Here is a 12,870-nt window from a genome sequence, read left to right as displayed (position 1 = left end):
GGCGGCGCGGTCAGCCCTGGAACGGGCTGGCCGCCGTGATCTCGACCGGGATCTCCCGGCCGTTGGGTGCCTCGTACGACGTCGTGTCGCCGACCTTGTGGCCGTGGATCGCGGCGCCCAGGGGCGACGTGGGGGAGAAGACGTCGATGTCGGCGGTGCCGGCGATCTCGCGCGAGCCGAGCAGGAACGTCATCTCGTCGCCCGCGACGACCGCCGTGACGACCATGCCGGGCTCGACGACGCCGTCGTCGGGCGGCGTGCCGATCTGCACGTTGCGCAGCTTGGCCTGGAGCTCGCGGATCCGGGCCTCCTGCTTGGCCTGCTCCTCGCGCGCGGCGTGGTAGCCGCCGTTCTCCTTGAGGTCGCCCTCGTCACGGGCCGCGGCGATGCGGTCCGTGATCTCCTTGCGTCCGACCGTCTGGAGGTGCTCGAGCTCCTCCGTGAGGCGGTCGTAGGCCTCCTGCGTCAGCCATGTGGCCGCAGTCGTCTCGGTCACGATCGCTCCTTCCTTGCCTGGGGTGGCCGCCGGTGACGGCAGCGCATGAGCCCACGGGGACGTCCGCACGTGCGGCGCGGGGGCGGATGCTGCCTGCCACCGCGGTCGCGTCGACCTGTCGTGCGACGCCGGACCGGGGGCGGCGTAAACGCACAGCCTACCAACCGACCGGCAGGAGAGGGCTGCGAGGGCTCCCGGGCCCGCGGTGGGCGCCCGTGCGGTCAGCGGACGAGCTCGCACCTCTGGACCACACCGGTGACGGCGAGCTCCACCGTGGGGACCGTGACCGTCACCCGGCGCGTGCGCGTGTCCGCCGGCGGCACCGGGACGTCGAGGACCCCGACCTGGGCGTACGACGAGGACAGCGCCTGCACGCGGCACGTGGCGGCCGCGCCCACCGCGGTGGTGACGTCGAACGTCACCTCGGTCGAGCCGGGGCCGTCGACCCGGTAGCCGACGTCCTGCCAGATCACCGGGTCACGCATGACCCCGGTCCCGATCCAGGCGAGCACCACCATGGCGACGACGACGAGGGCGGCCAGCGCGAGACGCTGCAGGCGGCGGGTGCCGTCGGTGGGTTCCGGTCCGTAGCGCCCGGCGGGCGGGCGGGGGGCCGGTGCGACCACGGTGGGGCCTCCTGGGTGTCGTGCGCGGGGTGTCGGCGGGGTGGGGGATCATTGTCTCTCGTCCCACGACCTGCCACGGAAGGATCGACGTGAGCTCGGAGCGGCTACGGCTGATGGCGGTGCACGCGCACCCGGACGACGAGTCCAGCAAGGGCGCGGCGACCACCGCACGCTACGCCGCCGAGGGGGTCGACGTGCTGGTCGTGACCTGCACCGGCGGCGAGCGCGGCGACGTCCTGAACCCCCACTACGGCCCGGCGCCGGTCGGGCTCGAGGCGATCCGTGCGGTGCGACGCGAGGAGATGGCCGCGGCGGCGGCCGCGCTGGGCGTGCGGCAGCGCTGGCTGGGGTTCGTCGACTCCGGGCTGCCCGAGGGTGACCCCCTGCCCCCGCTTCCCGAGGGCTCGTTCGCGACCGTGCCGCTCGAGGAGGCCACGGCGCCGCTCGTCGAGGCCGTGCGCGAGTTCCGCCCGCACGTCATGACGACGTACGACCCGACCGGCGGCTACCCGCACCCCGACCACATCATGTGCCACCGCGTCGCTGTCGAGGCGTTCGCCACGGCGGGGGACCCCGAGCGCTACCGGGGCCGGGGCGAGCCGTGGACGCCGCTCAAGCTGTACTACAACCACGGGTTCTCGCTGGCGCGCATGCGGGCCGTGCACGACGCGATCGTCGCGGCGGGCGGCGAGTCGCCGTTCAGCGACTGGATCGACTCGCGCCAGGCGCGCGAGGTGCCGGAGCGCGAGGTGACCACCCGCATCGAGTGCTCCGCCTACTTCGCCCAGCGGGACGCTGCGCTGCGCGCGCACGCCACGCAGATCGACCCGGAGGGGTGGTTCTTCGCCGTCCCCCGTGACGTCGAGATCGCGACGTGGCGCGACGAGGAGTACGAGCTGGCGCAGTCCCGCGTCGAGACGACCCTGCCGGAGACCGACCTGTTCGCGGGCATCCGCGGGACGGAGCACGCGCGATGAGCCTCCTGGTGGCGTCGTCCCTGGTCGCCGGCGCGCAGTGGGTCGCGCGCCTGCCCGGCCCCACGTACGAGAGCCCCACGGAGGGGTCGCCCGGGTTCGCGGGCTTCGTCGCGACGTTCCTGCTGGCGGTCGCGGTGATCGCGCTGGCCGTGTCGTTCACGCGGCGGATGCGACGCGCGACGCACCGCGACCGGCTGCGGGCGGAGGCGGACGGGGCGGACACGGCGGGCGACGGCGTCGACGCGCCGCAGGTCGCGGTGCCGGGCGCCGAGCCGTCCGCGTCCGACGGTGGTGACGGTGGCCACCCGGACGGTGCGCCCGCGGAAGGTCCGGTCCCGGGCCAGGACCCGCGGTGAGCACCGGCCCCCGGCCGCCGCAGCGCCCGGCCGTGCGCGTGACCGTCGCGCAGCTCGAGGTGGGCACCGACCGTGGGGCCAACCTGCTGGCGGCGCGTGACGCGCTGCGCACGGCCGGGCGTGCCCGCTCCGACCTGGTGGTCCTGCCGGAGTACGCGAGCGCGTTCGACCCGCGGGGCGTCGGCGTCGAGCTCGCGGAGCCGCTGGACGGGCCGTTCGTCACGATGCTGCGTCGGGCTGCGGCCGAGCACGGCCTGGCGGTGGTCGCCGGCACGATCCTGCCCGGCGGCGCGGCCGGAGCGGACGGGCAGCCGCGGGCGGTCAACGCGGTCGTGGCCGTCGGCGCCGACGGCGAGGTCGCCGGCGTCTACCGCAAGGTCCACCTGTACGACGCCTTCGGGCACCGCGAGTCGCAGCGGCTGGCGCCCGGTCCGGCCGACGCGCCGCCGCTGGTGCTCGACGTCGGCGGGCTGCGCTTCGGCGTCCTGACGTGCTACGACCTACGGTTCCCGGAGGTGGCGCGGCGGCTGGTCGACGCGGGAGCCGACGTGCTCCTGGTGCCGGCCGCGTGGGCGGCCGGCGACCTCAAGGCGATGCACTGGCGGACGCTCGCGGTCGCGCGCGCCATCGAGAACACCGCGGCGGTGCTCGCCGTCGGGCAGGCCGGGCGCGGGGTGGTGGGTCGCTCGCTGGTCGTCGGGCCCGACGGGGTGGTGGGCCTCGAGGCGGACGACACGCCGCAGGTGCGCACGGTCGACCTGGACGCCGAGGAGCTGCGCGCGGTGCGCGAGCGCAACCCGTCGCTCACGCACCGCCGCTACGCCGTGGTGCCGCGGGTCTGAGGCCCGTCAGCCCAGACGTGCGGTGACGATCGCGATGGCGGCGAGGTGGGTCCCGCAGCCGACGACGGTCAGCACGTGGAAGATCTCGTGGAACCCGAACCACCGCGGGCTGGGGTTGGGCCGCTTGAGCCCGTAGACGATCGCGCCGACCGTGTACGCCAGGCCGCCGATCGCGATGAGGTAGACGATCGTGGGCCCGCCGGTGGCCCAGAACTGCGGGAAGAACCCGACGGCGACCCACCCGAGCGCGAGGTAGATCGGCACGTAGACCCAGCGTGGCGCGTTCAGCCAGAAGACCCGGGCGAGCAGCCCGAGGACCGCGCCCGACCAGACGATGACGAGCAGGGTGCGCGCCGTCGCCGTCGGCAGCAGCAGGACGGCGAGCGGCGTGTACGTGCCGGCGATGACGAGGAAGATGTTGGTGTGGTCGAGGCGCCGCAGCACCCCGGCGACGCGCGGCGACCACGTGCCGCGGTGGTAGACGGCGCTGGTGCCGAACATGAGGACGGCGGAGACCCCGAACACCGCGTTCGACCACCGGGAGGCCGCGGTCGGCGACATGGCGACGAGCACCACGGAAGCGACGAGGAAGAGCGGGGCGGCGCCCGTGTGGACCCACCCGCGCAGCCGGGGCTTGAGGGTCTCGACGGCGGCCTCCACGGCGTCACCGAGGCTGCCGGCGGCCCGCTCGAGGGGGCCGACGGGGTCGTGGTCCTGCGGCGCGGGGTGCTGGCCCTGCGCGGGGGGAGTGCTCATCGGAGGCTGTGACCGCTCTCTCGTCGTCCGTCACCTACGTCACCGTAGGTTACGCCACCGTAGGTGGGGCGTCACGGGACCTTCGCGGGTGCGGGGCGCGACCTGCTCCCGCGGGTCCGCCGCGGCGAGTACCGTGGTCGAGGTCCAACGGCTCGCTCCTGGGAGGCTACGCGTGCGCCTGCCGCACCCGCTGTACGGACTGTACGAGCGACGTCTCGCGGCCTCGCTGCAGCCCGACCAGGTGCCGCGCCACGTCGGCGTCATCCTCGACGGCAACCGGCGCTGGGCGCGCGGCAGCGGCCTGTCGTCGGCGACCGGGCACCGCAAGGGCGCCGACAAGATCACCGACCTGCTGCAGTGGAGCGAGGACGTCGGCGTCGAGGTCGTCACGCTCTGGCTGCTGTCGACCGACAACCTCGCGCGCGACCCCGAGGAGCTCGGGCAGCTGCTGCAGGTCATCGAGGACGTCGTCGGGGAGCTCGCCGCCGAGCGCCGCTGGCGGGTCCAGGCCGTCGGTGCGCTCGACATGCTGCCCGACTGCACCGCCGCGGCCCTCAAGGCCGCCCAGGACGCGACGGCCGACGTGCAGGGCCTGCACGTCAACGCCGCCGTCGGGTACGGCGGCCGCCGCGAGATCGCCGACGCCGTGCGCTCGTTCCTGCGGATGCACGCCGACGCGGGCTCCAGCCTCGACGAGCTGGCCGAGGCGTTCGACGTCGAGCACATCGCCGAGCACCTCTACACCAAGGGGCAGCCGGACCCGGACCTGGTGATCCGCACGTCGGGGGAGCAGCGGCTCGGCGGGTTCCTGCTGTGGCAGAGCACGCACTCGGAGTTCTACTTCTGCGAGGCCTACTGGCCGGACTTCCGACGCGTCGACTTCCTGCGGGCCGTGCGCGCGTACAGCCAGCGCGAGCGCCGGCTCGGGCGCTGACGTCCGTCGGCCAGGTGAACGCTGTGTGACATCTCGCGTGTCGCGGAGGCGTGTCGCCCGTCACGCTCGCGTCGCGGGTTACGTTCGGCTCGAAGGACGACACCCGTCGTCCCGGGAGGCCAGCCCATGGAGCATCCGCTCCGGGAGGAGGGCCGGTTCCGGCCCTCGGCCGGCCGACCCCGTCCCGCCGCCGAACGTCGATCCGCGTGCGCAGCCGCGCCAGGGGTCGTCGGGACGCGCCCAGACCGGCGCTGAGGCGCCGAGGGGAGCCTGCCGTGGACCACACCTCGCAGCACGACCTGGGAACCACGCCGTCGACGAGCGGCGCCGCCCCGTCCGCGACCACCGACGGCCCCGCGCCCGCCCCCCGCCTCACGTACGTGATCGACACGTCCGTCCTGCTGTCCGACCCGCGCGCGCTCCTGCGGTTCGCCGAGCAGGACGTCGTCCTGCCCGTCGTCGTCATCACGGAGCTCGAGGCGAAGCGCCACCACGCCGAGCTCGGCTACTACGCCCGCTCTGCGCTGCGCCTGCTGGACGACCTGCGCCTCAAGCACGGCCGGCTCGACGCCGCGATCCCCGTCACCGACCAGGGCGGCACGCTGCGCGTCGAGCTCAACCACGTCGACCCCGCGGTGCTGCCCGCCGGGTTCCGGCTGGGCGACAACGACACGCGCATCCTCGCCGTCGCGGCCAACCTCGCGGCCGAGGGGCAGCACGTGATCGTGGTGTCCAAGGACCTGCCCATGCGGGTCAAGGCCTCGGCCGTCGGCCTGACGGCCGAGGAGTACCGGGCCGAGCTCGCGGTCGACTCCGGGTGGACGGGCATGGACTCCCTCGACCTGTCCGAGCAGCAGATGGCCGACCTGTGGGAGCACGAGTCGGTGGCGCTCGCGGACGTCGTGACCGGCCCGTCGGCACTGGCCGGCGGCGCGAGCGACCTGCCGTGCCACACCGGCCTGGTGCTGCACAGCCCGCGCGGGTCGGCGCTGGGGCGGGTCACGGCGGACAAGCACGTGCAGCTGGTGCGCGGCGACCAGGACGTGTTCGGGCTGCACGGCCGGTCCGCGGAGCAGCGGGTCGCCATCGACCTGCTGCTCGACGAGGCGATCGGCATCGTGTCGCTGGGCGGGCGTGCCGGCACCGGCAAGTCGGCGCTCGCGCTGTGCGCGGGCCTGGAGGCGGTCCTCGAGCGGCGGCAGCACCGCAAGGTCATGGTCTTCCGTCCGCTGTACGCGGTGGGCGGGCAGGACCTGGGCTACCTGCCCGGCGACTCGGCCGAGAAGATGAGCCCGTGGGCGCAGGCGGTGTTCGACACCCTCGGGGCCATCGTCAGCAAGGAGGTCGTCGAGGAGATCCTCGACCGGGACATCCTCGAGGTCCTGCCGCTGACGCACATCCGCGGCCGGTCGCTGCACGACGCGTTCGTCATCGTCGACGAGGCCCAGTCCCTCGAGCGCAACGTGCTGCTGACGGTGCTCTCGCGCATCGGGCAGTCGTCGCGCGTGGTGCTGACGCACGACGTCGCCCAGCGCGACAACCTGCGCGTCGGGCGGCACGACGGGGTCGCCGCGGTCATCGAGGCCTTGAAGGGGCACCCGCTGTTCGCGCACGTGACGCTCGCCCGCTCGGAGCGCTCGCCCGTCGCGGCGCTGGTCACGGAGCTGTTCGAGGGCATCGAGGCCTGAGGCCCGGGACCTGACGAGGCGGCGACGGCCCGGGCGCACCCGCGGGGGTGCCCGGGCCGCGTCGTCCCGTTCGGTCACGATTCGGTGCGATCCGTTGATCCGCCGCCTACCGTTCGGTAAGTTCCGTGGACACGTTTCACCGACGCGCCCGGCCTCCGCGAGGATGCGGACCACCGGCCGCGGCGCGTCCCTCGACACCTGCGCCCGCCGTCCTCTGGAGCTGCAACGATGCACCCGCTCACCGGCCCCCGCACGTCCTCCCACCGTCCGTCCCGACGCCACCGACCCGCGGCGCTCGCGGCCCTCGCCGGCCTGCTCGCCGGAGCGGTCGCCATCGCGGTCCCGACCGCGTCCGCTGCGGCCGACGACGTCGTCGACCTCGTGCACGACTTCGAGTCCGGCGACGCCGGGCCCGGGTACATCCAGTGGGCCAACGCCGGCGCCGGGGTGGTCCCGGTCCCCGGCGACGGCCTCCCGGCGCGCCCCGACGGCGCCGCGAGCACCCGCGCGCTCAGCTACGGGTTCGACACCGCGACCGACCCGTTCTACGGGGGCATCGGCTGGGAGTACGCGGACGCGCCGCGCGACTGGTCCGGCTACGACGGCGTGCAGCTGTGGGTGCACGGCGACGGCTCGGGCGCGACCTTCCAGGTCGAGCTGCTCGACGCGACCGGCTCGGGCGCCGGGCCCTACGAGCGGTTCGACGTCACGGTGCCCGTCGGGGACGCCGGGTGGCGCCAGGTGCGGCTCGCGTGGGCGGACTTCACGCGGGCGACCGACTACCAGGACGACGGCGCCCCGGCCGACGGCCTCGGCCTGACGCACGTGCGCGGGCTCCTGCTGCCCGCCGCCACCGGCACGGCGACCGTCGTCGTCGACGACCTCGCGGTGTACTCGACCGACGGCCCGGTGACCCCCTCGGTCGGCGTCGCGTCCGCGGCGGTCGGGGTGGCGGAGTCCGCGGGCACCGCCGAGGTCGTCGTGCGGCTCAGCACGGCGAGCGCCGACGAGGTCACGGTGGACTACGCGACCGCCGACGGCACCGCCCTGGCGGGCACGCACTACACCGCGACGTCGGGCACGCTCACGTTCCCCGCGGGCACCACCACGCGCACGGTCCCGGTGACGGTCGCCGACGACGACGTCCCCGGCCCCAACCGCACCTTCACGCTCACGCTCAGCGACCCCGTCGGTGCGACGCTGGGTCAGGCCACGGCCACCGTGACGATCCGCGACGACGACGCGACACCGTCCACGGGCACGTCGCTGCTGCACCGGGTGGTCGACGGGTTCGAGGAGCCGCTCGTGCTGGGCGACTGGGCCGCTGCGCCGCCGCTCGGCTGGTTCACCGCGCAGGGCGCCGGCAACGTGCCGGACTTCGCCCGCAGCACGACGCCGCCGACGCCGGTCCCGGGTGCCGCGGACGGCAACAGCGTCCTGCGCGTCGGTCTCGACAGCGCCTCGTGGGCCGCTCTGCTGCACACGTTCACCGACGACGGCACGACGTGGCAGACGCAGGACTGGAGCGACTACCGCGGCCTCGGGTTCTGGCTGCACGGCGCCAACTCGGGCGCCCAGCTGTTCGTCGACGTGCTCGACAACCGGAACCCCGGCTCGACCGTCGACGACGCCGAGCGCTTCTCGACGCGCTTCGTCGACGACTGGACCGGCTGGCGGTTCGTCGAGATCCCCTTCGCGGACCTGCTGCGCAAGAACGTCAACAACGGCGCCCCCGACGACGGCCTCGGTCTGACCGAGGTGCACGGGCTGGCGATCGGCATCGAGCAGACCAGCCCGCGGGCGACGCCGGTCCTGTGGCTGGACGACCTCGCGCTCGTCGAGCACCAGGAGGTCGTGCTGGACGTCGAGCAGCCCCTGCTGACCGGCTCGACCGCGACCCTGCCCGTCGGCTGGGTGACGGCGTCCGGCGCGGGCAACGACCCGGTCCTCGAGCGCGTCACGACGCCGCCCGCGGGCACGCGGCCCGGCGCGACGGACGGCAACCACGTCCTCGCGCTCGGCATGACGAACCCGAGCTGGGCCGTCGCGGTGCACAACTTCACGACGGACGGCACGACGTGGACCCCGCAGGACTGGAGCGCCGCGACGACGCTGAGCTTCTGGTTCCACGGTGCGAACACCGGGGCGCGGTTCGACGTCGACGTCCTCGACAACCGCAGCCCGGGATCGACCGTCGACGACGCGGAGCGCTTCACGGCTTCCTTCACCGACGACACGGCGGGCTGGCGGCGCGTGGTCGTGCCGTTCGCCGACATGGTCCGCAAGGGCGGCGGCCAGCCGGGCGGTGCCCCCGACGACGGGCTCACGCTCACGGCCGTGCACGGGTTCGCGCTCGCGATCCAGGGCTCGCCCCCGCTCGTCGACGCCACGTTCCACATCGACGACGTGACGGTGTCCGGTGCCTCGGCGGTGCGCAACCCCGTGCGGGTGCGCCTCGCGCAGGCGATCACGCGCGTCACCGAGGGGGCGACGGCGCAGGTGGGCGTGGTCCTGACCCGCGCCGCCGAGCAGGACGTCACGGTCGCGTGGCGCACCGGCGAGGTCGTCGGGCGGACGTCCGAGCAGTCGCCGGCCGCGCGGGACGGCCGCGACTTCGTGTCCGCGTCGGGGACCGTGACGATCCCGGCCGGCGAGCGCGAGGCGGTCGTGGAGGTCGCGACGCTCGACGACGCCAAGCCCGAGTACGACGAGCCGTTCGCGATCACCCTGTCCGACCCGCAGGGCGCGCAGGCCGGCGAGCCGATGGTCGGCCAGGTCCTCATCGAGGACGACGACGCGCGTGACCCGCTGATGATCGAGGACGCCGAGAACGGCATCGGCCTGCTCGAGCCGCTGGGCCCGGGCGCCCTGGCCGCGCGCGAGGTCGCGGCGGGCACCGACGAGGCGTACCCGGGTGCGGACACGTACGAGCACGTGCTCGACGTCCTCGGTGACGGCGGGTTCCGCCGCGGGTTCGCCCAGCCGCAGGACTGGTCCGCGACCGAGGGGCTGAGCATGTGGTTCCACGGCCGCGGCGACGGGCGCCCCGTGACCGTCACCGTCGAGGACGACGGCGCCGCCGACCCGGGCCCGCAGGGCTGGGAGCTCGCGTGGTCCGACGAGTTCGACGGCGAGGCCGGCACCCCCGCCGACCCGAGCCGCTGGACGTACGAGACCGGGGGCTGGGGCTGGGGCAACGACGAGCTGCAGTACTACACCGACTCGACCGACAACGCCGCGCACGACGGCGCGGGCAACCTCGTCATCACCACACGTGAGGTCGACCCCGCGACGTCCGGCCTGTCGTGCTGGTACGGGCCGTGCACGCACACGTCCGCGCGGCTCATCACCGAGGGCAAGGCCGAGTTCCTGCACGGGCGCATCGAGGCACGCGCGCAGCTCCCGCAGGGCGCGGCCGGCATCTGGCCGGCGATCTGGTCGCTCGGCAACGACTTCCGGGACGTCGGCTGGCCGCAGACGGGCGAGATCGACGTCATGGAGTACGTCGGCAAGCTCCCCGAGGAGATCTTCGGGACGATCCACGGCCCGGGGTACAGCGGCGGTGACGCCTTCGGGGCGACCCACGACTTCGGGCGGAACCTCGGCGGCGAGTGGCTGACGTTCGCCGTCGAGTGGGAGCCCGAGGAGATCCGCTGGTACGTGCAGGAGGACGGCGGCGAGCCGATCCACTTCCACACGGCCACCCCGGCGGACGTGGCGCCCGACGCGTGGGTGTTCGAGCACCCGTTCAGCCTCATCGCGAACATGGCGGTCGGCGGCAACTTCGGCGGTCCGCTGGCGCCGGACCTCGCGTTCCCGCAGCAGCTCGTGCTCGACCACGTCCGCGTGTACCAGGCGCCGGACACGGCCGAGCGGTTCACCGCGACGTTCGTCGACGACACCGCCGGCTGGCGGCAGGTCGTCCTGCCCTTCGAGGACTTCGAGCGCGCCGCGCAGCAGCCGGCCGGCGCGCCGGACGACGGGCTCACCCTCACGGCGGTGCGCGGGCTGACGGTCGCGACGGCGGGTGCGGGTGCGTCGAGCGCCGCGGGTCCGACGGTCCTGGCGCTGCCGCACGACGGGGTCGCCCTCGACCGGGTGGCGCTGGTGGCGGACCTCGAGGGTGGCGGCGGTGGCGCCGGCGGTGGTGCCGGCGGTGGTGCCGGTGGTGGCACCGGCGCTGGCGTCGGCACGGCGGCCGGTGCGGCGTCGGCCGGTGCGGTGGCGGCCGTGGCCGTCGGGACCCGGCTCGCCGCCACGGGCGGGTCCGCGCTCGCGCTGCTGGGCGTCGCGCTGGCCCTGGTGGCCGCGGGTGCGGAGCTGGTCCGACGCCGTCGGCGCGCCTGACGCCTCGAGCACGACGCCCGCGGGCCGTCCACCCTGAGAGGTGGGCGGCCCGTGGTGCGCCACGTCGGGATCGCGGGCGTAACGTGGCCCGCCGGGCCCGGGACGAACGTCCCGGGTCCGTGCACCCCGCGCCCGACCGGCGCCGCGCAGACCGGAGCACGCCATGACGACCACCGCACCCGGCGTCGACCTGCAGGGCCGCAGCCCGTGGAGCATCCTCCCGCCGCTGTGCCTCGGCTTCTTCATGATCATGGTCGACACGACCATCGTGAACATCGCGGTGCCGACGCTGCAGCGGGTCTTCGACGCCAGCCTCGTGACCGTCGGCTGGGTCAACAGCGCCTACCTGCTGACGTTCGCGGTGCTGCTGCTCGTCACGGGGCGCCTCGGGGACCGCTACGGCCCGCGGCCCGTGTTCGTCGCCGGGCTGGTGGTCTTCACGCTCGCGTCGCTGGCCTGCGGCCTGGCGGGGTCGGTCGGCGTGCTGATCGCCGCGCGTGCCGTGCAGGGAATCGGTGGGGCCCTCATGACCCCGCAGACGATGGCGATGATCACGCGCGTGTTCCCGGCGCAGAAGCGCGGCGCCGCGATGGGGATCTGGGGGGCGGTCGCGGGCGTCGCGACCATCACCGGGCCGGTGCTCGGCGGCCTGCTCGTCGAGACCGCCGGCTGGGAGTGGATCTTCTTCGTCAACATCCCGATCGGGTTCGTCGCGCTGTGGCTCGCGCTCACACGCCTGCCCGCCCTGCCGACGCACGAGCGGTCGTTCGACGTGCTCGGCGTGGTGCTGTCGGTCGTCGGCCTGGGGCTGCTGGTGTTCGGCCTGCAGGAGGGCGCGGCGTACGACTGGGGCCGGATCGTCGGGCCGGTCACGGTGCCCCTCGTCATCGGCGCTGGGGCCCTGGTGTCCGGGGCGTTCCTGCTGTGGCAGCACCGCCAGGGCGACGCCGCGCTGCTGCCGCTGCGGCTGTTCCTGCACCGCAACTTCGCGCTCGCGAACGTCGCGGGGGCGGCCGTGACGTTCGCGATGACGGGCATCTTCTTCCCGTTCACGCTGTACCTGCAGCAGGTGCTGGGCCTGTCCCCGCTGCACGCGGCGCTCGTGGGGCTGCCCGGCTCCCTGGTCTCGGGTGTCGTCGCCCCGTTCGCCGGTCGGCTGTCGGACCGGGTGGCGCCCAAGTGGGTGGTCGCGAGCGGGTTCGCGGTGCTCGCCGTGGCGATCGGGGTCCTGGCGACGCAGGTGCAGCCGGACGTCGCGGTGTGGCGGCTCGTCGTGCCCATGCTCGGGTTCGGCGTCGGGACGGGTCTGGTGTTCTCGCCCCTGGCCAACGTGGCGACCTCGGGACTCGACCAGCGCACGGCGGGTGCCGGCGCGGGCGCCTTCAACACCAACCGGCAGGTGGGCGGGGTCATCGGGTCGGCCGTCGTCGTCGCGGCGCTCACGTCCCGACTGGCCGTGACCATGCCCGCGGCGGCCCAGGACGTGGCGGCCACCTTGCCTGCCGAGGTGCGCGGGCCGTTCGTGGAGGGGTTCCGGGAGGCGGCCTCCCAGGGTCTGGGTGCCGCGGGAGGGTTCGACCCGCCGGCCGACCTGCCGCCCGACGTCGCCGAGCAGGTGCGGGCCGCCGCCCAGGCGGCGGTGGACGCGGGGTTCGCGACGGCCGCCGCGCAGACGCTGGCCGTCACGGTGCTGGTGCTGCTGGTCGGGGTGGTGTGCGCGTTGGCGATGCGCGGGGGGCGGCCGGAGCGCGGTGCGCCCGCGCGCGAGGACGAGGTCTCGGCGACTGCGGGGTGAGAGCTCGACGCCCCAGACCCTTGGTCTGTCCGGGTGACTCACGTCGCTCCTTC

Annotated in this window: 10 protein-coding genes; 7 read left to right on the top strand and 3 right to left on the bottom strand. The window is 74.7% G+C overall.

Annotation, left to right across the window (positions count from 1 at the left end; all coding sequences use genetic code 11):
- Nucleotides 1-10: 10 nt before the first annotated feature.
- Both greA and Cph01nite_RS01915 read right to left on the bottom strand, forming a co-directional pair.
- A complete protein-coding gene (gene greA, locus Cph01nite_RS01920; protein ID WP_203670687.1) occupies nucleotides 11-496 on the bottom strand; it encodes a transcription elongation factor GreA in 486 nt (161 codons plus the stop codon).
- 221 nt (nucleotides 497-717) lie between these two features.
- Nucleotides 718-1,122, bottom strand: a complete 405-nt coding sequence (locus Cph01nite_RS01915; RefSeq protein WP_203670686.1) for a DUF4307 domain-containing protein — start codon at nucleotides 1,120-1,122, stop codon at nucleotides 718-720.
- An 89-nt stretch (nucleotides 1,123-1,211) separates the two neighbouring features.
- On the opposite strand from Cph01nite_RS01915, the gene mca reads away from it, so the two are divergent.
- From mca to Cph01nite_RS01900, 3 genes are read left to right on the top strand one after another with little or no spacing between them, the layout of a single operon-like run.
- Nucleotides 1,212-2,099: a mycothiol conjugate amidase Mca gene (gene mca, locus Cph01nite_RS01910; RefSeq protein ID WP_203670685.1), complete on the top strand. Its 888-nt coding sequence runs from the start codon at nucleotides 1,212-1,214 to the stop codon at nucleotides 2,097-2,099.
- On the top strand, nucleotides 2,096-2,455 hold the full coding sequence (locus Cph01nite_RS01905; protein ID WP_203670684.1) for a hypothetical protein: 360 nt from the start codon (nucleotides 2,096-2,098) through the stop codon (nucleotides 2,453-2,455). The genes mca and Cph01nite_RS01905 overlap by 4 nt, the downstream gene beginning before the upstream one ends.
- Nucleotides 2,452-3,297: a carbon-nitrogen hydrolase family protein gene (locus tag Cph01nite_RS01900; RefSeq protein ID WP_203670683.1), complete on the top strand. Its 846-nt coding sequence runs from the start codon at nucleotides 2,452-2,454 to the stop codon at nucleotides 3,295-3,297. The genes Cph01nite_RS01905 and Cph01nite_RS01900 overlap by 4 nt, the downstream gene beginning before the upstream one ends.
- 6 nt (nucleotides 3,298-3,303) lie before the next feature.
- Here Cph01nite_RS01900 and trhA read toward each other — a convergent pair whose 3' ends face one another.
- Nucleotides 3,304-4,053 (bottom strand): PAQR family membrane homeostasis protein TrhA, encoded by a 750-nt coding sequence (gene trhA / locus Cph01nite_RS01895; protein WP_203670682.1) that lies wholly within the window; start codon nucleotides 4,051-4,053, stop codon nucleotides 3,304-3,306.
- 172 nt (nucleotides 4,054-4,225) lie between these two features.
- Between trhA and Cph01nite_RS01890 the strand changes: the two genes are divergently transcribed.
- The 4 genes from Cph01nite_RS01890 to Cph01nite_RS01875 all read left to right on the top strand — a co-directional run bounded on the left by Cph01nite_RS01890 (nucleotide 4,226) and on the right by Cph01nite_RS01875 (nucleotide 12,817).
- On the top strand, nucleotides 4,226-4,987 hold the full coding sequence (locus Cph01nite_RS01890; RefSeq protein ID WP_203670681.1) for an isoprenyl transferase: 762 nt from the start codon (nucleotides 4,226-4,228) through the stop codon (nucleotides 4,985-4,987).
- A gap of 380 nt (nucleotides 4,988-5,367) precedes the next feature.
- A complete protein-coding gene (gene phoH2, locus Cph01nite_RS01885) occupies nucleotides 5,368-6,675 on the top strand; it encodes an RNA 5'-3' helicase PhoH2 (protein WP_203671071.1) in 1,308 nt (435 codons plus the stop codon).
- Nucleotides 6,676-6,903: 228 nt separating this feature from the next.
- Entirely contained in the window at nucleotides 6,904-11,022 is a 4,119-nt protein-coding gene (locus Cph01nite_RS01880) for a carbohydrate binding domain-containing protein (protein WP_203670680.1), read from the top strand.
- Between the two features lie 163 nt (nucleotides 11,023-11,185).
- A complete protein-coding gene (locus tag Cph01nite_RS01875) occupies nucleotides 11,186-12,817 on the top strand; it encodes an MDR family MFS transporter (protein ID WP_203670679.1) in 1,632 nt (543 codons plus the stop codon).
- The last annotated feature ends 53 nt before the right edge of the window (nucleotides 12,818-12,870 follow it).

The sequence above is a fragment of the Cellulomonas phragmiteti genome, assembly GCF_016862775.1.
Taxonomy (GTDB): domain Bacteria; phylum Actinomycetota; class Actinomycetes; order Actinomycetales; family Cellulomonadaceae; genus Cellulomonas; species Cellulomonas phragmiteti.
Note: the sequence above shows the minus strand (reverse complement) of the source record. Positions and strands in the feature narration are given on the sequence as shown.